26 protein-coding genes and 1 pseudogene are annotated in these 23,139 nt (G+C 31.5%); 9 read left to right on the forward strand and 18 right to left on the reverse strand.

Features of this window, described 5'->3' with window-relative positions:
- Nucleotides 1-337 precede the first annotated feature (337 nt).
- The gene (locus ACIQ2Z_RS05190; protein WP_396183091.1) at nucleotides 338-1,042 is read right to left on the reverse strand and encodes a DUF4294 domain-containing protein; all 705 of its coding nucleotides are present in this window, start codon (nucleotides 1,040-1,042) and stop codon (nucleotides 338-340) included.
- A 76-nt stretch (nucleotides 1,043-1,118) separates the two neighbouring features.
- Between ACIQ2Z_RS05190 and ACIQ2Z_RS05195 the strand changes: the two genes are divergently transcribed.
- Both ACIQ2Z_RS05195 and ACIQ2Z_RS05200 read left to right on the forward strand, forming a co-directional pair.
- Nucleotides 1,119-2,207: a M42 family metallopeptidase gene (locus tag ACIQ2Z_RS05195; protein ID WP_396183092.1), complete on the forward strand. Its 1,089-nt coding sequence runs from the start codon at nucleotides 1,119-1,121 to the stop codon at nucleotides 2,205-2,207.
- An 84-nt stretch (nucleotides 2,208-2,291) separates the two neighbouring features.
- Entirely contained in the window at nucleotides 2,292-3,488 is a 1,197-nt protein-coding gene (locus tag ACIQ2Z_RS05200; RefSeq protein ID WP_396183093.1) for an LETM1-related biofilm-associated protein, read from the forward strand.
- A 15-nt stretch (nucleotides 3,489-3,503) separates the two neighbouring features.
- Here ACIQ2Z_RS05200 and ACIQ2Z_RS05205 read toward each other — a convergent pair whose 3' ends face one another.
- From ACIQ2Z_RS05205 to ACIQ2Z_RS05235, 7 genes and pseudogenes are all read right to left on the reverse strand, one after another.
- On the reverse strand, nucleotides 3,504-4,328 hold the full coding sequence (locus tag ACIQ2Z_RS05205) for a DUF3943 domain-containing protein (protein WP_396183094.1): 825 nt from the start codon (nucleotides 4,326-4,328) through the stop codon (nucleotides 3,504-3,506).
- Between the two features lie 93 nt (nucleotides 4,329-4,421).
- Nucleotides 4,422-5,057: a carbonate dehydratase gene (can, locus tag ACIQ2Z_RS05210; protein ID WP_396183095.1), complete on the reverse strand. Its 636-nt coding sequence runs from the start codon at nucleotides 5,055-5,057 to the stop codon at nucleotides 4,422-4,424.
- Between the two features lie 333 nt (nucleotides 5,058-5,390).
- Entirely contained in the window at nucleotides 5,391-7,007 is a 1,617-nt protein-coding gene (locus ACIQ2Z_RS05215; RefSeq protein ID WP_396183096.1) for a SulP family inorganic anion transporter, read from the reverse strand.
- A gap of 22 nt (nucleotides 7,008-7,029) precedes the next feature.
- The gene (locus ACIQ2Z_RS05220) at nucleotides 7,030-7,671 is read right to left on the reverse strand and encodes a carbonic anhydrase family protein (protein WP_396183097.1); all 642 of its coding nucleotides are present in this window, start codon (nucleotides 7,669-7,671) and stop codon (nucleotides 7,030-7,032) included.
- A gap of 102 nt (nucleotides 7,672-7,773) precedes the next feature.
- Nucleotides 7,774-7,979, reverse strand: a pseudogene (locus ACIQ2Z_RS05225) (SulP family inorganic anion transporter); the annotation flags it as partial.
- 78 nt (nucleotides 7,980-8,057) lie between these two features.
- Entirely contained in the window at nucleotides 8,058-8,342 is a 285-nt protein-coding gene (locus ACIQ2Z_RS05230) for a hypothetical protein (RefSeq protein ID WP_396183098.1), read from the reverse strand.
- Nucleotides 8,343-8,408: 66 nt separating this feature from the next.
- The gene (locus tag ACIQ2Z_RS05235) at nucleotides 8,409-8,888 is read right to left on the reverse strand and encodes a Dps family protein (protein WP_396183100.1); all 480 of its coding nucleotides are present in this window, start codon (nucleotides 8,886-8,888) and stop codon (nucleotides 8,409-8,411) included.
- A 105-nt stretch (nucleotides 8,889-8,993) separates the two neighbouring features.
- On the opposite strand from ACIQ2Z_RS05235, the gene ACIQ2Z_RS05240 reads away from it, so the two are divergent.
- A complete protein-coding gene (locus tag ACIQ2Z_RS05240; RefSeq protein WP_396183101.1) occupies nucleotides 8,994-9,938 on the forward strand; it encodes a LysR substrate-binding domain-containing protein in 945 nt (314 codons plus the stop codon).
- Nucleotides 9,939-9,967: 29 nt separating this feature from the next.
- Here ACIQ2Z_RS05240 and ACIQ2Z_RS05245 read toward each other — a convergent pair whose 3' ends face one another.
- The 5 genes from ACIQ2Z_RS05245 to ACIQ2Z_RS05265 form a co-directional block, all read right to left on the reverse strand.
- Nucleotides 9,968-10,165: a hypothetical protein gene (locus ACIQ2Z_RS05245; RefSeq protein ID WP_396183102.1), complete on the reverse strand. Its 198-nt coding sequence runs from the start codon at nucleotides 10,163-10,165 to the stop codon at nucleotides 9,968-9,970.
- A 99-nt stretch (nucleotides 10,166-10,264) separates the two neighbouring features.
- Nucleotides 10,265-11,056, reverse strand: coding sequence for a TIGR00266 family protein (locus ACIQ2Z_RS05250; RefSeq protein WP_396183103.1), 792 nt, complete (start codon nucleotides 11,054-11,056; stop codon nucleotides 10,265-10,267).
- Nucleotides 11,057-11,092: 36 nt separating this feature from the next.
- On the reverse strand, nucleotides 11,093-11,755 hold the full coding sequence (mnmD, locus tag ACIQ2Z_RS05255; RefSeq protein WP_396183104.1) for a tRNA (5-methylaminomethyl-2-thiouridine)(34)-methyltransferase MnmD: 663 nt from the start codon (nucleotides 11,753-11,755) through the stop codon (nucleotides 11,093-11,095).
- Nucleotides 11,756-11,768: 13 nt separating this feature from the next.
- The gene (locus tag ACIQ2Z_RS05260) at nucleotides 11,769-12,221 is read right to left on the reverse strand and encodes a hypothetical protein (RefSeq protein ID WP_396183105.1); all 453 of its coding nucleotides are present in this window, start codon (nucleotides 12,219-12,221) and stop codon (nucleotides 11,769-11,771) included.
- Nucleotides 12,221-12,715 carry a DUF4920 domain-containing protein gene (locus ACIQ2Z_RS05265; protein ID WP_396183106.1) on the reverse strand — a complete coding sequence of 165 codons (495 nt, stop codon included), beginning with the start codon at nucleotides 12,713-12,715 and terminating at the stop codon, nucleotides 12,221-12,223. The genes ACIQ2Z_RS05260 and ACIQ2Z_RS05265 overlap by 1 nt, the downstream gene beginning before the upstream one ends.
- A gap of 301 nt (nucleotides 12,716-13,016) precedes the next feature.
- Between ACIQ2Z_RS05265 and ACIQ2Z_RS05270 the strand changes: the two genes are divergently transcribed.
- On the forward strand, nucleotides 13,017-14,084 hold the full coding sequence (locus tag ACIQ2Z_RS05270; RefSeq protein WP_396183107.1) for a branched-chain amino acid aminotransferase: 1,068 nt from the start codon (nucleotides 13,017-13,019) through the stop codon (nucleotides 14,082-14,084).
- A 57-nt stretch (nucleotides 14,085-14,141) separates the two neighbouring features.
- On the opposite strand, the gene ACIQ2Z_RS05275 is transcribed toward ACIQ2Z_RS05270, so the two are convergent.
- A complete protein-coding gene (locus tag ACIQ2Z_RS05275; protein ID WP_396183108.1) occupies nucleotides 14,142-14,525 on the reverse strand; it encodes a hypothetical protein in 384 nt (127 codons plus the stop codon).
- A 466-nt stretch (nucleotides 14,526-14,991) separates the two neighbouring features.
- On the opposite strand from ACIQ2Z_RS05275, the gene ACIQ2Z_RS05280 reads away from it, so the two are divergent.
- The 4 genes from ACIQ2Z_RS05280 to ACIQ2Z_RS05295 all read left to right on the forward strand — a co-directional run bounded on the left by ACIQ2Z_RS05280 (nucleotide 14,992) and on the right by ACIQ2Z_RS05295 (nucleotide 17,639).
- Nucleotides 14,992-16,068, forward strand: a complete 1,077-nt coding sequence (locus ACIQ2Z_RS05280) for a transcriptional regulator (RefSeq protein ID WP_396183109.1) — start codon at nucleotides 14,992-14,994, stop codon at nucleotides 16,066-16,068.
- Nucleotides 16,069-16,169: 101 nt separating this feature from the next.
- A complete protein-coding gene (locus ACIQ2Z_RS05285) occupies nucleotides 16,170-16,712 on the forward strand; it encodes an RNA polymerase sigma factor (RefSeq protein ID WP_396183110.1) in 543 nt (180 codons plus the stop codon).
- 30 nt (nucleotides 16,713-16,742) lie between these two features.
- Nucleotides 16,743-17,162, forward strand: a complete 420-nt coding sequence (locus ACIQ2Z_RS05290) for a hypothetical protein (RefSeq protein WP_396183111.1) — start codon at nucleotides 16,743-16,745, stop codon at nucleotides 17,160-17,162.
- A 12-nt stretch (nucleotides 17,163-17,174) separates the two neighbouring features.
- Complete coding sequence (locus ACIQ2Z_RS05295; RefSeq protein ID WP_396183112.1) at nucleotides 17,175-17,639, forward strand: sensor of ECF-type sigma factor; 465 nt, start codon at nucleotides 17,175-17,177, stop codon at nucleotides 17,637-17,639.
- Here the strand turns inward: ACIQ2Z_RS05295 and ACIQ2Z_RS05300 are convergent.
- On the reverse strand, nucleotides 17,636-18,700 hold the full coding sequence (locus tag ACIQ2Z_RS05300; protein WP_396183113.1) for a WD40/YVTN/BNR-like repeat-containing protein: 1,065 nt from the start codon (nucleotides 18,698-18,700) through the stop codon (nucleotides 17,636-17,638). The two genes, ACIQ2Z_RS05295 and ACIQ2Z_RS05300, sit on opposite strands and share 4 nt — an antisense overlap.
- Before the next feature lie 159 nt (nucleotides 18,701-18,859).
- On the opposite strand from ACIQ2Z_RS05300, the gene ACIQ2Z_RS05305 reads away from it, so the two are divergent.
- Nucleotides 18,860-20,203 (forward strand): hypothetical protein, encoded by a 1,344-nt coding sequence (locus ACIQ2Z_RS05305; protein ID WP_396183114.1) that lies wholly within the window; start codon nucleotides 18,860-18,862, stop codon nucleotides 20,201-20,203.
- A gap of 67 nt (nucleotides 20,204-20,270) precedes the next feature.
- Here ACIQ2Z_RS05305 and ACIQ2Z_RS05310 read toward each other — a convergent pair whose 3' ends face one another.
- From ACIQ2Z_RS05310 to ACIQ2Z_RS05320, 3 genes are read right to left on the reverse strand one after another with little or no spacing between them, the layout of a single operon-like run.
- A complete protein-coding gene (locus tag ACIQ2Z_RS05310) occupies nucleotides 20,271-21,431 on the reverse strand; it encodes a T9SS type A sorting domain-containing protein (protein ID WP_396183115.1) in 1,161 nt (386 codons plus the stop codon).
- Nucleotides 21,432-21,469: 38 nt separating this feature from the next.
- A complete protein-coding gene (locus tag ACIQ2Z_RS05315; protein WP_396183116.1) occupies nucleotides 21,470-22,516 on the reverse strand; it encodes an RluA family pseudouridine synthase in 1,047 nt (348 codons plus the stop codon).
- The gene (locus tag ACIQ2Z_RS05320) at nucleotides 22,509-23,123 is read right to left on the reverse strand and encodes a PASTA domain-containing protein (RefSeq protein WP_396183117.1); all 615 of its coding nucleotides are present in this window, start codon (nucleotides 23,121-23,123) and stop codon (nucleotides 22,509-22,511) included. The genes ACIQ2Z_RS05315 and ACIQ2Z_RS05320 overlap by 8 nt, the downstream gene beginning before the upstream one ends.
- Nucleotides 23,124-23,139: the final 16 nt, after the last annotated feature.

Here is a 23,139-nt window from a genome sequence, read left to right on the forward strand (position 1 = left end):
TTATCAATTTTTTATCCTCATTATATATCTATGAACGTAGCCCTGATTGAGGGTGCAAAAGTAACCCTCTTTTACCAATTTCCAAATCTTTTTTAACCTATTTTTTTTTCTTTTTCGCAACTAGCTGGTTAATCGCACTTTGTAATTCATTTATTTTTTTTGAAACCTATATTAACTGCCTTTATAATAACAATTTTGGGTTTTGTTATCAAAATGTTGAGAATTGTAGTAAAATTAACTGTCTTTTATTAATCGTCGGAAATAATAAATCCTACTATTAAATCTAAAAAAATAAATATAATAATTAATAAAACTTTTGAATTGGTGATTTGAAAAACTATTGAGGAGTATTCTTTTTTTCTTTTGCCTTTTCAACTTTTTCTTTCCATATTTTGGAAAGTTCAACATAATCGATAAAGTTGGCTGAAGGTTGACGTTGCAAACGCCCTTCATTAAAAGCTTTTAACAAAATACTTTCGATAAGAAAATCTTCCGTTACAGTAAAAGGGTCATATTTTGTTTTTAAATCTATGTCAAAAACTTTTGCAGTATTACTTGCCCAAAAGGCTTTCCAACTACTTTTTAAATCTTTAACTAATGTATAGGTCGATTTTCCTGTTTGGCGATAAATTAATTTGACTAAAATTTGACCTTGTTTACGAGATAATTTTTTAAGTTGGCCTTCAAATTCAATTTCTAGGTAGTTTTCAACAATCTTAAAGTATTTCTTTTTTTCACGTTCTGTTTTAAATTTACCCATATTGTAATTTAACCGCGTCAAATTGTCGGCTGCTAATTTCGCATAAGGATAAACTTTAATAACCCGTTGTTGTAATAACAGAAACTTTTTGCGGTATTCATCCTCTTTATTGGATTTATGTCCGGTTACTACAACTTCATCTAAATCTAAGGAAGTTCGTAATATGGAGTCATTTCCAATCAAATAATATATAACTAGGGAATCTTTTTTTGTCTCCTGAGAATTGGCAATAAATACGGTACACAGAAATAAAATTGATAAAAAGGCCTTCATGTTTTTCATAAATAAAGTTCAAAAATAGAGATTTATACTTAACTATGATATCTTATTTATAATTTAGCAAAAAAAATCAAAATTTATGTTTGCAAAAACCATACTAAAAAAATCATCACTCACATTTTTAGAAAAATATTTAAACAATGCCTCGCCTACAGGCTATGAATCGGAAGGTCAAAAACTATGGATGGAATATATTAAACCTTATGTTGGTACCTTTATTACAGATACTTATGGAACAGCAGTTGGTATTATAAATCTGGATGCCCCTTATAAAGTAGTCATTGAAGGTCATTCAGATGAAATTTCATGGTATGTAAATTACATTACAGACAATGGCCTGATCTATGTAATTAGAAACGGTGGTTCAGATCATCAAATTGCACCTTCTAAACGGGTTAATATTCATACTAAAAAAGGAATTGTTAAAGGAGTATTTGGATGGCCAGCTATACATACACGAAATAGAGGAAAGGAAGAAAATGCTAGAATTGACAACTTATTTGTAGACTTGGGATGCTCAACAAAGGAGGAAGTTGAGAAATTGGGTGTTCATGTAGGATGCGTAATTACATATCCAGATGAATTTATGATTTTAAACGAAAACAAATTTGTTTGTCGAGCAATTGATAATCGAATGGGCGGATTTATGGTGGCAGAAGTTGCTCGTTTATTGTTTGAAAATAAAAAGAAATTACCATTTGGATTATACATTACAAACTCTGTTCAAGAAGAAGTTGGTTTACGCGGGGCAGAAATGATTACAAAAACCATCAAACCCAATGTTGCCATTGTAACTGATGTTTGTCATGATACTACAACCCCAATGATTGACAAAAAGATTGAAGGAGAAACACAAATTGGTAAAGGACCGGTTATTACTTATGCTCCGGCAGTTCAAAATAATTTAAGAGAATTAATTATTTCAACAGCTGAAGTGAATAAAATTCCTTTTCAACGATTAGCATCTTCAAGGGTTACCGGAACAGATACTGATGCATTTGCTTACAGCAATGGTGGTGTAGCATCGGCATTAATCTCTTTACCCTTACGTTATATGCATACTACGGTTGAAATGGTTCACCGTGAAGATGTAGAAAACGTAATTAAATTAATATATGAAACCTTATTAAATATGGAAAACAACGAATCCTTTTCCTATTTCAAATAAACTATTGTTTTTTTTAAGATTACCAAAGGTTGATTTTAGGGAATTTTTGCTTTAAAAACCATAGCTTTGCAAAAAATTGAGTGAATGATTAATCCGTCTGCACATGGTTGGATAGACAAGTTTTTTAGCAAATATTATTTGCTTAATTCACCCTATGAAATTGATAGTAAAGATTTTTATTGCAGAACGCGTGCTACCGGGTTTATTTATGGTCATGTTATTTCGATTGGTTCTTTTAAACCTTTATTGATAAAAGGTTGGACCTCTGAAGAAATTTCAAAAGTAGCTTTATTGAATAGTTTATTTGGTATTTATCAATTGACTGCAAAAAATCAAGATAAATCTGAATTTTCTAAAATGGTTTTAAAATTTTATAATACGATAAATCCGGAAGGTTTTTCACTCCTAAAAAAAATATTACCCAATGAAAGTGATTCAATAAAATTAGAAAAAATAATTAGTGAAAGGGTTCAAACCAACGATAATATGGTAAGTAAAAACTTTTCACATATTGTTACCAATGCCTTATTGTTTATTGATGTTCTTGCTTTCCAAAATTTTCTTATTAACAACGAATTATCAAAAAATTATATCCAGAAAACAGAAGAAATTATTTTAGGTATAGTTTCTTTGGCTTTAACAACAAAAAGTAATAAAACATTGTATGATGATTTACTTATTAAACTTTTTGAAACTTCAGTGCGATATACTAAATTTTCAGGCACAAAAATAGATAGCTTAGACAAATTACCTTTAGAAATACTTCAAACAAATTTAGAAAAATACTATATCATGGATTTGGCTGCAATGGCTATTTGGAATGATAGTGAAATGGAAAAAAAAGAAGCTGAATTTTTACATGAATTGGGCTATACTCTACAATTAGAAAAATACTATATATTAGAATGTATATCAGCAATTAATCAATTTATAAATAAGTATAAAGCTGAAATCCCCTATTTTAATTATTCAAATCCAATTAAACATTTTTATGATCAATCGACACAAAATGTAGTTAATTTGATAACTCGAAATAAAAAAAGACTACAAAAAGAATTAGCTGAAAGTAAAGAATTAGTGGTATTACTAGCTACCTCAACTCAACGCGAATTAGATACTCAGGAAAAAAAGAAAATGAAAAAACAGCTTTTAGATGTATGTAAGACTATCCCATCTCTAACTATTTTTTTATTACCCGGCGGAAGTTTATTATTGCCCATATTAATAAAATTTATTCCGCAGATACTTCCCTCGTCGTTTAATGAAAATTTAGACAATTAAAGAATTTTAAAAAAATTAGAATTTCAATACCATCTGCATTCCCCAAGTTTGTTTATTGGTGAAAGGATTTCTCTCAATTGGAATAAAACTTGAATAAGCCACTACTTTATTTTTGGTTTTATACCCAAAAACATCTAATATTTCATTGAAGGGATCCATAATAAAAAGTGTAGTATTTCCCAAGAATTTTGAGTTCAAAATTCTTCTTTCATTTCTGATAATTTTTCCTTTTGCAATAAAAAACCCTTCACCAACTATTGAACCTACAACCGGAGTGATGATTAAATCTTGCCAAGAAGGTATTTCTGCAAAAGCTTCGATTCCATATTCCCAAAAAAATGTAGACATTAAAAAAGAATAAGTGGCACATTCCCAAGGTTTGTAACCACTTCCTCGGGCTGACATATAATAGACTCCTCCTGCCCATGGATGGATAATATAATTCATTACAAAATCATCTTCGTCTATAACGGGACCGGCTTTTACATTTTCTTTCCACTTTTTAAGCAACCCTTCTTCTTTTATTTCCTCTTTATCCCATTTAGATATACTCTCCGGTGCAATCCACAAAAGTCCAAATGCTCCTAAAGCGGTTACTGCATACATTCCTGTATTATACCACAATCTTTTTGGGTCACGTTGGGGATTGTAAATTCTGCTCGAATCAATTCGTGTTAAAGGTTCAAATTGGATAATTTTCGGGAAATCCTCTAATGAAGTTAAAGTATCTTTAACTAATTCTAATTTAGGAGTTGCAGGGATAGAATCATTTTGACCTGTTACTTTTGTAACGTTCAAAAAAATAAAAAAACCTAGTAAAAGAATACTTATTTTTCCCATGAAGCGACAAAAATATAAAAATGTAGCAAGAATCTAAATCTTTCTACACTTTTTTTAACATTTATAAGTAAATTTATTTTTTCTTATAAATAGTTAGAATTTAAGTTGATATACTTCATCTAATTCATCATTATTTTTGAAGTTTACACCTAAATCCGTTACATATCCCGAATTAAGTCCATAAACCCATCCATGAATTGACAATTTCTGTCCAGTTTTCCATGCTGACTGTACAATTGATGTTTTGGCTAAATCATACACTTGTTCTTTTACATTTAATTCTACAAACTTATTGAATCGGTCTGTTTCATCACTTGTATTATCAAGTTCTTCTTGATGAAAACGATATACATCTTTTATGTGTCGTATCCAATTATCTATAATTCCAATTGAATCATTTCCCATAGCAGCCTTTATACCACCACATCCATAATGACCACAAACGATGATATGTTTCACTTTTAAAGCATTTACTGCATAATCAAGAACACTAAGCATATTCATATCGGAGTGAATAACCATGTTTGCAATATTTCTATGCACAAAAACTTCACCCGGAGCTGCTCCAATGATTTCATTTGCAGGAACTCTACTATCTGAACAACCTATCCAAAGTAAGGGTGGGTTTTGTCCCTTTGATAAATCTTTAAAAAACTCAGGGTCTAATTTTAATTTATCTTCAACCCATTTTTTATTATTCTCTAGTATTTTTTTATAGAACTCGCTCATATCAAATTATTTTTTATTAGTGTTTTTTGTTATGCTCAATAGAAACGTGTTGTCTATCTTTGGTACTATTGCATCAGTTTACATCATAGAAAATTCAAATTTACCATGAAGTTTAACCTTTTTAATTTAAGATGCTTTTATCATATTGCTTGGCTAAGAAAACCAAAATTTCACCAATACAAGCCTCAGGAATTAACTCCAAAAATTGAGCTAAATATAGGGCTTCTTCTGTCAATTTTTTACGTATTATAGTAAAAAACACCCTCAGTGTGTCTACTGAAGGTGTTTTGTGAATTTTTAATTCACTCTTAAGAACGCAGAAATCTATTACTTTTAATTTTTAAATGCAGTATCTCCTGCGTCAAAATAAGAATAATTCTTGATTTTTTCTTTAAGGAAAAAATCAACATAACTCTGAGGATTGGTTACATTACCTCTTTCAGAAAGTAGATTTACGGTGATATTTTTATTTTCGGATTGTACTACAAAATCTTCAAGAATATCTATAATATCGCTATCAATGTATTTACTATTTCTAACGTCAAGCTCCAAAGTGATATCATTTGGAAGACTTTGAAGTTGTTTTGCAATAGCACCTTTATTTAAGAAAGTTACCTCTTCTGCAAAAACCATTTTTACTAATTTATCATTTGCTTTGTCTAAATGAAGGAAAAGTGAGTTTTGGTAACTTTTGACCATAATTACGATTATCCCAATAATTAAACCTGCCATAATACCCCATAATAAATCTTTTGCAACGATAACCGCAATTGTAGTTACAAAAGGCACAAATTGTGTCCACCCTTTATCCCACATTTTTTTAAATAAACTTGGTTTAGCTAGTTTATAACCAACCACTATGAGGACCGCAGCTAAAACTGATAAAGGAATATTATTTAGTAATTTAGGTAATGCTAAAACAGCAAGTAATAACAAAAAACCGTGAATAATAGATGACATTTTACTTTTAGCATTCGACTGTATATTGGCAGAGCTTCTTACAATCACTTGTGTTAAAGGTAACCCCCCTATCAATCCTGACAAGACATTTCCTGTGCCCTGAGCAAATAGTTCGCGATTAGTTGGCGTAACATTTTTAGCGGGGTCTAACTTATCTGTTGCCTCAACACTCAATAACGTCTCTAAACTTGCTATTAACGCTAAAGTAAAGGCAATAGTCCAAACTCTAACATCTTGAATAGCACTAAAATCAGGAAACGTAAGGAAAGCTTTTAAATCGTTAAAATTTTCAGCCACAGGAATCGACACTAAGTGTATGTCTTTTATGGCTAGATCTGTGTTGTTATCAAATATTAATTTAATGATTGTACCAACTACGACAGCTATAATAGGTCCTTGAATTACTTTGAATATTTTTGACTTTTTTGCTAAAATATTATCCCAAAAGAGAATCAATGTTAAGCCCAAAACACCAATAATTACAGATCCTGGGGTTATATTGCCAAGTATATGTATAATGGCAGAGAAAGTTGTTTCACCCGATGCTTCTACAAACTCATCTGCTCCCATAGGTTCAGCATCATATCCAAATAAATGTGGAATTTGTTTTAAGATGATAATAATTCCAATGCCCGAAAGCATACCAAGTATGACGCTATTTGGAAAAAAGTAGCCGATAATCCCAAATCGTAAGATGCCAAACAGTATCTGTATTAATCCGGCTAAGACTACCGCAACTAAAAATACTTCAAAGTTGCCAAGCTCAATGATTGCAGCTGCAACAATAGCAGCTAGCCCTGCTGCAGGACCTGAAACGCCAAGATTTGAACCGCTTAATGCCCCAACTACTATACCTCCTATCACACCAGTTATTAAGCCTGACAAAAGTGGTGCACCAGAGGCTAATGCAATACCTAAACACAAAGGTAATGCTACAAAAAAAACAACTATACTTGCTGGGAAATCACTTTTTAAAGTTTTTAAATTCATTTTTTCTATTTATTAATTCTAATTATACAATGAAGGTTGTATCAGCGTAGTAAGTAACCTGTCCTGTTGTTAAATCATGCATTCCGCCAATAATACCAACTTCACCGTTTTCAATCATGTGTTCAAGTATAGTGCTTCTTTCCATGATTGCTTTTACGGATCTTTTTACATTTATGGCAGCCACATTTTCAACAAAATCAGCATTTTTTGAGTTGCGATTTTCTTTAGTTTCTACTTCGTCATCTACGGCGGGTCTTATTTTGGCAAGCAAGGCTGTTAAATTACCCATTTCGGCATGGTCACAAGCTCCTTTTACTGCTCCACATTTGCTATGTCCTAAAATCACAATTATTTTTGAACCCGCTAATTTACATGCAAACTCTATGCTCCCTAAAATATCTTCATTGATAATATTTCCAGCAATACGCACACTAAAAATATCACCAAGTCCTTGGTCAAAAATAAGTTCGGCAGAAGTTCTGCTATCAATACAGCTTAAAACCACAGCAAATGGATGCTGTCCATCTGAGGTTTCGTTTGCTTGTTGTAATAGATTACGATTTGCTTTTAAGTTGTTAACAAATCTCTTATTGCCCTCTTGGAGCAATTTCAAAGCGATAGATGGCGTAATTGAATCTTGTAATTCTTTTGTTAATGTTTTCATTATTTTACTGTTTTTTGTTTATAATGTTATTGTTGTTTTTTAAACTTACGATTAGCTGATATATATTTCGTTAAATATGATTCCTTAAAAAAATTTAATTAATGCTACAGGACCGGAAATGCTGATGTTAGATTTACTTAATAACCCAACTAGAATTCCACCTATTACTACAGAAATAATTCCGGAAAAAAGATATGCTCCGGATGCTAATGCAATCCTACACACAACGGAAGTGCAACTAAAAATACCACCAAACCAGATACAAAATCAGATTTGAGGTGTGCCAAAATATTAATTTTTTTTGTCATTGACCTGAAATAAAATATGAATAAATAGTTAAAAAAACTATTGTTTCTCTGACTTAACAGAATAAAACACTTTCATATTTATACTTCGGGAGGCGGAGAAAATATTTCCTCTAAAACATCATCATATTGGATGTGGTTTTCAAAGGATACTTTTTTAGAGGAATGAATAATAAATTCAAAAGTTAATTCCTCTTTTAAATTTTTGATTGCTTCTTTTACTTTAAAGTTTTTGTGTGATTCCTCTTCTTCTGACATGTTATAAATAATAGACATGTCAACACTTTTATTCAAATATCCAACAATTGTGGGTAATGATATAAATGTAACAAATAAAACTAACACTAAAGAAGCTGTAATCTTCATAATTGCAAAACTATACTTTAAGCTGATTAATGCATAATTTTTTTATATAATTTAAAATAACTTTAACTAAATTCCTTCCTCTAACCAAGCCTTCATCATCCACATTGTTTTTTCTTGTTCTTTAATAAAATCACTCATCATAGAATTAGTTCCTTCATCTAATGCCTCACCCGCTTGTTTTAAAATTACTCTTTCTATTTTTAATAATTGAGTTAAGGAGCTCACAATTAAATTTATGGCATTTTCATCGTTTGAAACATCTCGTCCTACAAACAATTTGTTATTTTTAATATAGTCTTCAAAAGTATGCAACGGTGTTCCTCCCAGGGTAAGTATACGTTCTGCAATTAAATCTATTTTTAATTGACTATCATTATATAATTCTTCAAATTTTAAATGAAGATCAAAAAAACGTTTCCCTTTGATATTCCAATGTAACCCTCTTAAATTTTGATAATACACCTGAAAATTAGCTAATAAAATGTTTAATTCAGCAGACAAAACTTCTGCTTTTTTTGAATCCAGACCTATACTATTGGTTTTCATTACTTTATGTTTTTATAAATTATTACATAAATTTACAAAATATTAGCCATAAATCATATAAATAAAATTGATAGTTTTTATATTTGCATCATAAATTACTATTAGATGACCATTACCCAATTAAAATATGTTTTAGCCGTTGCAGAACATAAAAATTTTACGTTAGCCGCAGAAAAGTGTTTTGTCACACAGCCTACTTTAAGTATGCAAATACAAAAAATTGAAGAAGAATTAGGGATTTTAATTTTTGACCGAAGTAAAAAACCCATCCAATTAACAGAAATTGGACAAAAAATTGTCAATCAATCTAAAAACATTGTCAATGAAGCGGAACGAATTCAAGATATTGTAGATCAGCAGAAAGGATTTATTGGGGGAGAATTCCGATTAGGAATTATTCCAACAGTTATGCCAACCTTACTTCCGATGTTTTTGAATAACTTTATTAAAAAATATCCAAAAGTTAATTTAATTATTGAAGAGTTAAATACCACTGAAATAATAGTAAAACTTAAGAATGGCCATCTAGATGCTGCCATTGCAGTTACACCTTTGGAAGAAGAAAAAATTAAGGAAGTTGTTTTATATTTTGAACCTTTTGTTGCCTATATTCCTGAAAGTCATGCTTATTTTGAAAAAAAGGAAATTGAAATTTCCGATTTAAACTTAGATGAAATTTTATTGTTACAAGATGGACATTGTTTTAGAGACGGAATTGTCAATTTGTGTAAAAATAATAACACCACTTCGGATAAGTTTAACTTTCACATAGAAAGTGGCAGTTTTGAAACCTTAATAAAATTAGCGGATGAAGGTTTAGGTACAACTCTTCTACCCTATTTACATACATTAGATTTGAAAGAAAATGACAAGAAGAAACTTCGTCATTTTAAAGATCCAAAACCGGCACGTGAAGTCAGTTTAATTTACCCGAGGAGTGAATTGAAAATTCATATCATTGATGCTTTACGAAATGTTATTTCAGGAGTTATTCGAGGTGCAATTGCTTTTCAGGATGTTCAAATTATAAGTCCAATTCAAAAGAAATAAAAAAAGGAGCTATTTAGGCTCCTTTAGTTTTATGGGTTAACATAAATTAAACAACATCTTAATTCCGGTTTTTCTTCCGTAAAACTCAGCAACCAATCCCTCAATTGCTCAATTTCATATGGCAAAAGTGACTTTAGGGCTTTTTTCAGTTCTTTACGGAACAGATTAGGATCAAAACTAACGCTTTCAAGAATTCTCTTCGAGTAAGCAAACATGGTACTTGTCATAATCGTTTTTTAAGTAGGTTATTACTAATATTAGGATTAACCAAATTTATTAAATTTTATTTAATGAAAATTTTATTTTAAGAGTTAATTAGTATAATATTAACGATTATCGCCATCTAATAAGTTGCCTAAACCTCCTAACAAGCTTCCTTCTTCTTTATGTTTTCCGCCACCTTGAGGAGCTGCATCCCAGACTCTACTTGCTAATCTGCTGAAAGGAAGTGATTGAATATATACTGTTCCGGGACCTTTTAAAGTGGCAAAAAACAGACCTTCGCCACCAAAAATAGTATTTCTTATTCCTCCTACAAATTGAATATCGTAGTCTACATTTTGCGTAAAACCCACGATGCAACCGGTGTCAACTTTAATTAATTGTCCGGATTGTAGTTCAATTTTTGCCATAGTTCCACCGGCATGCACAAAAGCAAGTCCGGAACCCTCCAATTTTTGCATGATAAAACCCTCGCCTCCGAAAAGTCCGCGACCTAATTTTCTGGAGAATTCGATGCCTATTTTCACACCTTGATTGGCACATAAGAAAGCATCTTTTTGGCAAATGAATCGTCCACCAATGGCATTCAAATCGATTGGTAGAATTTTTCCCGGATAAGGCGAAGCGAAGGAGATTTTGCGTTGGTTTGGATAAGTATTTTGAAACAATGTCATAAACAAACTTTCACCGGTTAGCAAACGCTTTCCGGCAGAGAAGATCTTGTCCATAATTCCACCTGCATCGCTTCCGTCTCCAAAAATGGTTTTCATTTGAATACCATCTTCCATCATCATAAAGCCACCAGCTTCCGCAATTACTGATTCGGATGAACTCAAATTGATTTCTACATATTGCATTTCTTCACCGTAAATGGTGTAATCAATAATTTTATACATAATTTAGTATTTACAATACAACACTCTTTTTACAATCTACTCTTTTATCCCTCGCAACATTTCTCTTTTTCCGGGAGGTCCGGCTAATTTTTCAATTTGAAAACCGGCTTCCATCATGGCTCTTTTGATGTGTCCGCGACATGCGTAGGTGACCAATATTCCACCTGATTTTAAAGCCGTGTACATTTTCGTAAAAATTTCCAAACTCCACAGTTCCGGTTGCACCCGAAATCCAAAAGCATCAAAATAAATCAAATCAAATTGATTTATATCGTCAATTTCAGTAAATAATTGTTTACGTTTTGTTAGTCGGAAATGATTTGAAATTGTTACATTTTCTTCCCATTTACTAAGATGAAATAATTCAAATACAGGTTTAAAATTAGTAGCATTTAATTGATTTACATAATTCATTTGTAAAACTTCCTGAGAAGAAATCGGAAAGCCTTCAACACCAACATAGTCAACCATTTGATTTGATAGTTGACTTTCCAAAAAAGTGATAAACGCATTTAATCCGGTGCCGAAACCAATTTCTAAAATCGAAACGGATTGCCCTTTAAAAAGTGACAATCCGTTTTTGATGAATACATGCTGGGCTTCTTGAATGGCTCCGTGTTTGGAATGGTAACTTTCGTTCCAATCCGGGAGGTGAATGGAGGTTGATCCATCGGAAGTCACAATTATTTCTCTTTTCAAATGAACTTGTTTACTAATTTAATTGTAATTTTTTTATTCGAACAATCGGGCCGCTACATTTTACTTCATGACAAGAAATACAGGCTTGTATTGCATTGCTGTAATGTGCTTTCGCATTTTCAGGATCTTTATAAATCAATTCCTGAGCTTCCAAAAACACTTTTGCTTGTTTTTTGAAAAAATCGTCATTTTCAGTTGGATCCGTCATGATTGCACTGTGAATTTTTGCAAAGTGACTGGGGAATTCACCAGCCGGCTCGCCTTTTTCCAAACGAGCTTTTAGTCGTTGGTTGTCCACGTACATTTGTTCCATAAGCAGAGCCATTTCCGACATTTCGTACATGTCAAAAGTCTTTTTTGCTAGTGTATCTTTTGTTGCAGTAGTTTCTTTGGTGGTGGTTTCCTTAGTTTGTTGGCAACTTACTAAAGTAAAAAACGAAAGGACTATGAAAAGTACTTTATTCATTATTCTTTGATTAACACACCATTTGACAAAAAGGAATACGAAACTTTTGGTTCGATAATTGAATCAATTGCCGCTTGCGATTTGCCAGCATCTTTGGCATAATGTTTTAGCTCATCAACCGATTCTACTGAAATAAATGCCTTACCATTAACGATTGCTTCACTTCCTGCAGCATTTAAAGGCATGAAAAATCCATAATCTTTAAAACGCACAAATGTGTTTTTGTCATCACTCAAATTCATATTCATCCAGCAGCCTTTTTTCTGGCAAACATCTTTAATTTCTGAACGAAATTTAACCTCAACTGTGTCGCCTTCTTTAAGAGTTTCAAATTTGGCTAACAATTGTTCTTTTGTTATAGCTCCATCTAAGGTAATTGAATCACCAAATGATTGAAATTTTTCAGGAGCAACATTTGTTACTTCTTTAACTTCAACATTTTTACAAGCTATCATCGAGAAAATAGCTACCGCAATAACAAATACTTTTTTCATGTTTTAATTAATTAGATTTTACATTATTTATACAAAAGTAAAGAGTTTAATCCTTTTTAGAAGTATATTCTAATAAAATTTAAGCCATTGCTATCAAATCTGTAACAATTTTTATTCAGTTTAAGGAAAAATAAAAAAGTGTTGCTTATTTATCCTTTTTTTAGAAAACCATAAAAAACTCCACTATTTTTTTCTAATTTAGCAAAATCTTAAACAAAGTTATTATAGTTTTACATTTAAAAACATATCTCTTTGTTTTTCAATAACTTAAACACAACTGTACACTTTTAAATAAAAATCAATGAGTTCTAAACTTACTAACGAAATCGATATAGTTAAAGCTTCCAATTCAAAAATTAACTCGGTAGATTTTGAAAACCTCACCTTCGGAAATATTTTTACTGACCACATGTTAATCTGTGATTTTAAAGAAGGAAAATGGCAAAAACCTACCATTAAACAATACGAACCATTCCTGATTGACCCCTCTGCAAAAGTTTTTCATTATGGCCAAGCCATTTTTGAAGGAATGAAAGCATATAAAGATGAAAATGATGATGTTTGGATGTTTAGACCCGATCAAAATTATGAGCGTTTTAATCATTCTGCTGCTCGTTTAGCAATGCCGGAAGTAACGGAAGAAATTTTTATTGGTGGCTTGCATGCTCTCTTAAATTTAGAAAGAGATTGGGTAAAAAAAGGAAAAGGAAACACGTTGTATATTCGCCCTTTTATGATTGCGATTGGAACAGGTGTTATTGCTCAACCTTCTACTCAATATAGATTTATGATTATCCTTTCTCCTGCCCGTGCTTATTATTCAGGCGAAGTAAAAGTGCTTATTGCTGAACATTACAGCCGTGCGGCCAATGGAGGAATTGGTGCTGCAAAAGCAGCCGGAAACTATTCTGCTCAATTTTATCCAACTAAATTAGCCAATGAAAAAGGCTTTCAACAAATCATTTGGACAGATGATGCCACGCATACCAAATTGGAAGAAGCAGGTACAATGAACGTATTTTTTAGAATAAACGACACCTTATATACAGCACCAATCAGCGAACGTATTTTAGACGGTGTCACTAGAAAAAGTTTAATTGATTTAGCGAAACGAGAAGGAATCAATGTTGAAGTTCGTTCTGTATTAGTTTCAGAATTAATTGACGCAGTAAAACATGGCAGTTTGAAAGAAATTTTTGGGGCAGGAACAGCGGCCGTTGTCAATCCAATTGTTGGTTTTTCATTTCAGGAAACTTATTATGAATTACCAAAAATTGAAAATTCATATGCCATTCAATTAAAAGAAAAACTGACTAATATTCAATATAAATTAGCAGAAGATACTTTTGGATGGACCGTTAAAGTATAAGTTAACTTCTATTATAGAAAGTGTTCAATTGAAACCAAATTCACTGAACACTTTTTTTTATTTAAAAATCTTTTCAAAATCAGGTTTGAAATAATTTGGCCCTTTCATCACTTTTCCGTCTTCGCGATAAATTGGTCTTCCATCCTCTCCCAACTTACTCATGTTGCTGCGTTGAATTTCTTCAAACACTTCTTCAATTTTGTGTTGCAATCCGTGTTCTATAATTGTACCACACAAAATATAAAGCATATCACCTAACGCATCGGCCACTTCAACCAAGTCATTGTTCATGGCAGCTTCAAGGTATTCTTCATTTTCTTCTTTCATTAAATTATAACGTAGTAGATTTTTATTTTCGCCCAAATGAACAGCTGGTGATTCCTTAAAACCAATTTCAAAAGCTTCATGAAACTCTTTTACGGCATGAATTTGTTTTTGCATAATTCCATAAATTTAAAAAGTAAAAATAGAATTTTGGAAAACATCTTTTGTCACTTCAATTCAAAAACAATTAACTATTTTTGTTGAAAAATAAAACTATGTTTTCCAAAGGTCAATTAATTTTTGCAGGGATTTTTGTCGTCTGTTTTATAGCCATTATGATTTATGTTTATCGGAAAGACTTTGCTTTACATAAAATTCATTACAAAGGAAGCCTAAAAGTATTGTTTGGTTTTATTCTCTTTATTATTTTACTGTTCATCATAAAAATTTATCTTAAAAATAAATAGCTTTTTTATAAAATTCTTTTAAATAAACATGCCTCAAATAGTGTCTACTTTTTGGGGCATTTTTTTCAACTATTTTTTTTTGATAGCTCTGTTCAATTTATAAATTTAAAAAATCAAGGTTTTTTAACCAAAATAAATTTCCTACCTTTACATTTGAATATTCATAATAGAACGTCATGAGAATATTGAAATATATCTTACTTTTAATCGTTTTAGTAGCTTTGGCATTAGTCGTATTTATAGCCACTAAAGATGGTAGGTATAGCGTTACCAGCAGCAGAATGATTAAGTTGGAAAAATCCACTTTGTTTCAGTATGTAAATGACTATAAGAACTGGGAAGATTTTTGTTCCTTGAAAGAAGATGATGCTCAATTAAGATTTACTTTTCCCGAAAACACTGTTGGTGTTGGTGGAGCTTTCAGTTGGGATGGTGGTTTAGAAAGCGGTAAGATGCAAACCATATACTTAAAAGAAAACGACAGTATTGCCCAAAATTTATCTTGGAATGATTCTGAATCCAAAGCAAATATAATCTTTCGTGACACCATAGGGGGTACAAAAGTACGATGGAGTTGCAAAGGCAATCAGAATTTCTTAGGAAAATTTTATGCTCTTTTTTCTGGAGGAATTGAAAAAAAACTAACCCAAAACTTTGAAAATAGTTTAGCCAAGCTTGATAAAGTACTAACAAAAGAAATAAACACCTACGATATTTCCATTAATGGTCTAGTAAACGTAAATAAAATAAAATACCTTAAACGACGCTCTATTTCTAAAATACCCGATTTCTATACTAAAGTCCAAAAGCAAATGCCGCTACTTTTGAATTTTGTTAAAGATAATAACGTCGCAACCTTTGGTAGTCCATTTGTAGCTTTCGACTCGTATGATATACCTAACAATCTTGTAAAATTTGCAATTGCAATTCCGTTAAAAGAAGAAATATTCACCACTCCGGAAAGTGAATTTACCACAGATAGTATTCTTCCCTACCAAGCAGTAAAAATAACCTTAAAAGGAGATTATTCACACAGTAAAGAAGCTTGGGAGAAAGGAACTGAATTCATCAAACAGAATAACCTGGAGGAAAGTGCAACTGGCACCTATCAAGAAGTTTACACTAAAAGTAGAAAAGACATAAAATATCCTTCACAATGGATTACTGAAATCTACATCCCTATTAAAGCTAAACCGGTTTCAAAACTCGCTCAACCAAAACCGCAAACGGTTATTTCGGAAGCAATGGAATAATAATATTAAATTATATAATAATTATTTTATAAATACTAAGTTATTTTTAAGATTCCTTTAAACCATTTAAATTATTATCAGTCTAAACCACAAACAAGGTTTTGGAAAACGAGAAAGTTTTTATAGAAACATTATTAAACCCAAAAACGCAACAAGCTGCGTTTAAGCAATTGGTTTTCCAATTTCAAAAGCCATTGTATAACCATATACGTAATATAGTGCTCAATCACGACGATGCTAATGATGTTTTACAAAACACGTTCATCAAAGTTTTTCGAAACTTACCTAAATTTAAAGGTGAAAGCAAATTATTTTCTTGGATTTACCGAATTGCAACCAATGAAGCCTTGACCTTTTTACAACAAAAAACGAAACATCATCAATCCTCATCAGAAGAATATTTACAAAAACAAACTGAAAAGTTACAAGCTGATGTGTATTTTGAAGGTGATGAAATTCAATTTAAATTACAACAAGCTATTGCTCAATTGCCAGAAAAGCAAAAACTTGTTTTTAAAATGAAATATTTTGAAGAAATTAAATATGAAGATCTTTCGGAAATTTTAGATACTTCTGTAGGAGCATTGAAAGCTTCCTATCATCATGCTGTAAAAAAAATTGAAGAATATTTAAAAAAGGATTAAACCAATCATTAAAAATATAGTCTTATAAACATGAAATCATTTGACTTAGAAAATAGTCCAAAAATAAAATCGGGTTTTAAAGTTCCTGATGGTTATTTTGAGGAATTTAATGCAATACTAACTGAGCAACTAGCTATTGAAGTTGAGCCAAAAGTAATTTCATTTCATTCTAGAAAAAAGGTATGGTATTCCGCAATTGCTGCAATTTTACTTTTTGCAATTAGTGTAAAGGTCTATCAAAATTGGAAAGTAAATTCGTCTCCTCAATTAAATCAAGATGAAATTGAAAATTTTTTGAGCTATCATCCATCCATCACCACCGAAGATTTAATTACTTTGCTAAATGAGGAAGATATCCTAGCCTTTCAAAAAAGTAAAACTATTGAATCAGATACTATTGAGAATTATTTATTGACAACAGAATCTTTAGAATATTATTTAATTGATTAAAAATATAAAACGATGAAAACATATTTAAAACAAATTTCTTTATTGCTTATATTTATTTCAGCGATTACTTATGCACAAAAGCCACAAGGCAAACGAGATAAAGTAAAATCTTTGAAAATTGCTTTCATTTCAGATGAATTAGCATTAACCCCTCAAGAAGCTGAAAAATTTTGGCCTATTTACAATACTTTTGAAGATAAACAATTTGTATTACGCCATGAAAAAATGAAATCCTATATGGATAGAATGGAGACTTCTATTGACAAAATTACTGAAAAAGAAGCATTAAGTTTATTATCTCAAATTGAAAGCACTGAAGATGAATTGTATCAATTACGAAAAAAACTTATTACTGATTTGAAAGGTGTAATTAGTGCCCAAAAAATAATAAAGCTCCGAAAAGCAGAAGAGGATTTTAATCGAAATTTATTGAAACAATTTAGAGGAGGACGTCAGAATCAACCACCAAAAAATTAATTCGAAGTAAATTTCAATTTTACAATTTTATTTTTACCTGCAGCAATAGCATTACGTTCATCTACAAAACGAATAGTGTGTAAATCTGTATCATTACTTATTTTTTTCCAAAAACCACCAATATCATTTGAAAAATAAATGCCTTGAGGTCCAACACTTACAATCAAAATTCCTCCTGATTCAGGAACAAATTGTATACAAGAACTATAACCAAATCCCTGACCATCGGCTAATAAACTCCAAGACTGCCCACTGTTAATAGTAAGTGCCTTGTTTTTTGTGTTATTATTTTGATTTTCATAATCTCCACCAGCGATTATTCCTATAGAATCATTGTAAAAGTCAGCTGAAAATATTCCTGCCATTGATTTTCCCTGAATCATAGGGGTATCATGAACTGACCATGTTTTACCTTTGTCTTTTGAAAAAAACACTCTAGCTTTAGTTCCTCCGGTTACAACCCAAGTATTATCTCCTTTAACAATTAAACTACTGTTACTTGCAGCAAATCCTGCTTCACCTTCCGCGGTTTTAGGTACGTTTGAACAATCTACTTTATCCCATGTTAAACCACCATCTCTGGTAACTACTAATGACAAACATTGGTTTTTTGGGTCTCCCATCGCAATACCTTCGTATTCATTCCAAAATTGGATACCATTATAAAAAGCAGTTGGATTTGTATCTTCAAAAACTTTAGAAATTTTATTTTCCTCCTTTTCAATTTTATAAATAACAGACGGCTTATCTGTACTCACTAGAAAAATTGAAGTACTATTCTGAGCAATAGCCCTAAAATGAGGTTTTATAGAATTAAATTCTACTTTACCAACATAGTTTTTAGATTTATCAAAGTTACAATATCCATACGTACCTTTATCTGTCGCAAACCAAACTTTATTTTTATCTAGAGTAATAGCTCTAACACTCATACTAGCAGACATTAAAGTTTCAGAAATTACACCGGTAAATGGAGCCCGCTTGTTTGTTACAATTTTTTTAGTTTCTTGATTACAAGAAACCAAAACTATTAACAGTAAGATTTCACAAACTTTACGCATTTTGTTAAATATATAAGCAAATATAATAACAAAATCCTTTTTAACAAGAAATCATATTATAAAAAAACTTGTAAAAATTATATTGTAAGTATTGGCACAGAAATTGTATAACTAAAAAAATGAAACTTAAAATCTAATAATCATTTAAAACTTACCGTTATGAAAATTAAATTATTTACCCTTTTAATTGTATTGGTTAGTATTACCGATTCAAGAGCTCAAGACCGAACTACGGTTAAAGCTAATTCTGTGGATATAAGTGATAACTTAGATTTAAGAGCTATTGCAACCATATTTGGAGAAGCTGCTAATTTAGAAGATTTCGAACATCGATTAAATGATCCACAAACACAAATTTCAAATCTTGATTTAAATAATGATAACCAAGTTGATTATTTACGTGTAATTGAATCTGTAGAAGGTAGAACACATTTAATTATTGTTCAATCAGTCATAGGACGAGACCTTTTTCAAGATGTTGCCACTATTGAAGTAGAAAAAGACCGGAATAATAAATTACAAGTTCAAATTGTAGGAGATGTTTATATGTATGGTACAAATTATATCTATGAACCTATATATGCTTACACACCAATTATTTATAATACTTTTTGGGTAAACTCCTATCGACCTTACTGCTCACCGTGGTATTGGAATTATTATCCATCATACTATTTTGTATGGAATCCCTATCCCTATTTTCATTATAGAAATCACATAAATTTTTATGTGAATTATAATAATACTTGTCATTATGTAAACCACAGAAGAAGTAGTCATGCAGTAGCAATGCATCGCAATTATAGAACAAATGGTTATGAAAGACAATATCCAAATCGTTCCTTCAATCATCGCAATGATGGCTATTATAATCGTCACGAATTAGTTCAAATTCGCAATTATAGTTCTAATAGAGATAAAGCTGTTGCCTCTTCTCCAAGAAGTACTAGAGCAAATTTGTACACAGGAACTTCAAATTCAGGGGTAAGAAATAGAACTTATAATACTTCTAATGTTAGTAATTCACCAAGGCCAAGAACTGAAAATCCTAAAAGCTATTCTAGTGAGTCGGTCTATTCTTCTCCAAAACCAAGAACTGAAAATCCAAAAAGCTATTCAAATGAGACAGTCTATTCTACTCCAAAACCAAGAGTAAAAAACACCAATTCATCAGAATATTTAGCTTTTAATAATCCGAGAAGTACAACTATGAATAGTTCATCTTCAGAATATAGCAGTCCGAAACCTAGAGTTGAAGGGGTAAAAGAAGATAATAATTTTTCAAGTACGCCAAGAATTACGCCAAAATCAAGTGAATATAGTTCACCGCGTTCAACTACAAATCAAGCATCTTCTCCAAGAGTTCAAAATCAAAACTCTTATTCAAATTCTCCTCAACCAAGAGCAACTAGCTCCTCTAAAGTTGAACAAACAAGAAGTGAAGGAAGAAATAAAAATACTGCTGAGACAAGAACTTCCGGGAATTCAATTCGAAGAGGTTAAACTTTAAATTAATAAAAACACAAAGTAGCGACTTCAAAATTCGCTACTTTTTTTATTTAATTAATTTTTATTTTACTAATTTAAATACAGAGACTTTATGTTTTTGATCTGTACATTTTATAAAATAAATTCCAGATGCCCAATCTTCAGTGTTAATTCTTGTAAATGCAGAAATAGCTTCTTTGTATACTAATTCTGCATGCATATTATAACATTCTATTTTTAGCAATTGATTAGGAAAAGCTGAAATTCTTATTTCATTTTGAAATGGATTTGGATAGGCTTTAAATAACTCACTTTCATTTAATTCCAAAATATTAAGTGCACAATATTCACAATTATTAACTGAAGAGATTCCAACAGAAGAAGTAAGTAATTGTTGAAACGAATCTCCGGCACTACAATTTGATTTCAATTGATAATCAAGCCAATATAACATGCTTGGGTTTAATAATTGATGTTGTTCAGTTCTAGAAATGGTCGGTGAAGGCGAACAAGTGGATTCTCCAATGCTACAAAACAAATTATAGTTTGCCATTTGACAATGATTTCCTCCGGTAATGCTTATATACGTTTTACATTCACTATTAAGTACATTGTACATTGGCAATTGATTGGTGTTTGTTGGAGTTACACAATCATTTGTTCCGGCAATAACCAAAGCAGGAATAGTTAAATTTCCAGCAGCTGTAATCGCTGAAGGATTAGTTTCTGCAGCTGCTAAAGTAAGAATTACATCTATTTCGTTTGAAAATTGGACAGCTAAAAAAGCAGCTCCACCTCCCATACTATGCCCCATCAAAGCACTTTTATCTGATATGCGATTGTAAAAAATAGAAGATGAATTTAAATTTAATAGTGCCATCTGGCTTATCACAAAGGATAAATCTTTACCAAATTCTAAATGAGAAGGAGAAGCTCCTCCTTCTGTTTTTGGAAAAATCATGATGTAGCCTTGGGGTACTAATGCTTCCCAAATATTTTGATAAGCATCCCAGGACATTAAAAATCCATGCCCAAAGCTCAAAACGGGAAAAGACTCCGAAGTTGTAGAAACAACAGGAACATTAATTCCTGCGGAGTTGGCAGGATAATAAATTTCAGAGGCAATAGAACGATTTCCTCGACTGGCATCAATGAAAGTAATGGTAGTTCTACCTATTTCAAATGATTGAGCCGACATTCCAAAGGCTAAAAAAAGTAATATAAGGTGTAAAATTCTAATCATAATTTAAACATTTACAGCGTTTAAATATAATAAAAAAATTACTCTTCTTCTTCCAAAGTATGTGATTTTGAATAAGTTCGCCATTTTTCAACACACTCGGCCATATCTTGTGGGATTTCGGTGTCAAAGCGTAAAAATTCTTTGGTTATTGGATGTTCAAAACCTAAAGTTTTTGCATGAAGAGCTTGCCGGGGCAATACTTTAAAACAATTGTCTACAAACTGTTTGTATTTTGTGAAAGTTGTCCCTTTAAGAATGTTATGTCCGCCATATCGTTCATCATTAAACAAAGTATGTCCAATATGCTTCATGTGGGCTCTAATTTGATGCGTTCTCCCTGTTTCTAATTTACAGGATATCAAAGTTACATATCCTAATCGTTCTATAACTTTATAATGAGTCACAGCAGGTTTTCCCATACATTCATCTTCAAAAATTGCCATTTGCATACGATCTTTCACATGTCTGCCTATGTAGCCACGCACTGTACCTTCCTCTTCTTCTACATTTCCCCAAACTAACGCAATATATTCTCGTTCTGAAGTCTTAGCCGCAAATTGCTTGGTTAAATAGGCCATAGCAAAATCTGTTTTAGCAATCACCAAAAGACCGGAAGTATTTTTATCAATTCGATGCACTAACCCGGGTCTTTCTGAGCTATTCATAGGGAGATTTTCAAAATGATAAGCCAAAGCATTTACTAACGTTCCGCTATAATTTCCATGTCCGGGATGAACAACCATTCCCGCTTCTTTATTAACAACTAACAATTGATCATCTTCATAGATAACATTGATTGGAATATTTTCGGGTTCCAACAAGTATTCAAATGGCGGATGAGGCATCAAAACCCTAATTACATCAAATGGTTTTACTTTGTAATTAGATTTTACTGGTTGTTCATTTACCAATATATTTCCTGCAGTTGCTGCTTGTTGAATTTTATTTCTTGTTGCATTTTCGACTACTTGTATTAAATATTTATCAATACGAAGCATCGATTGTCCTTTAGGAACATCAAATCGGTGGTGTTCAAATAATTCGTCGTCTGTTTCATGTTCGACCGTTGGAGGAATATTATTCATTAGTGGGGTTTCTTTCTTGTTCTCGAATCAAACTGTCAATTTCAGTTTCATCAAAAGCGGCTTTACCATCACCTAAAACCAAGTCAATTTTAGATGTTTTCATGATTTTAGTTCCTGGTTTAACAGGAGCTCCCTTGTATCTCATTTCTAAAACCATATCTTTACCTAAATAAGGTTTGTAAGTTACCTCCCCTACTTGTAATCCTATCGACTTTAGCGTTGGTTCTGCTTGTCGGAACGTTTTTTCTATCAAGTCCGGTAACACAACGAAAGTATAACCGGATGTATTTACTTTGATATAAATTTTTCTATTTGCCTTAACTTTAGCTCCTTTTTTGGGTTCTTGTTCTACAACAGAAAACTGTGGAAAATCTTTATTATAATCCAACGTATCTAATAATACATAATCTAAACCTAATTCATCTAAAGTTTCTTCTGCCTGTTCAACATTCATTTTACTCAAATCTGGAACAGTGATTTCCTGACCGTGATTAGTAAAAAAAGAGAGCATATTAAAAAACACAAATGACAAAACAGTAATAATACCAAATGCTATTAAAACTTGCCTGAAAAACACTTTACTGGTTAGGTAATTTTTTAAACTCATTCTATTTTATTTGTTG

This window comes from Flavobacterium sp., assembly GCF_044361015.1.
Taxonomy (GTDB): Bacteria; Bacteroidota; Bacteroidia; order Flavobacteriales; family Flavobacteriaceae; genus Flavobacterium.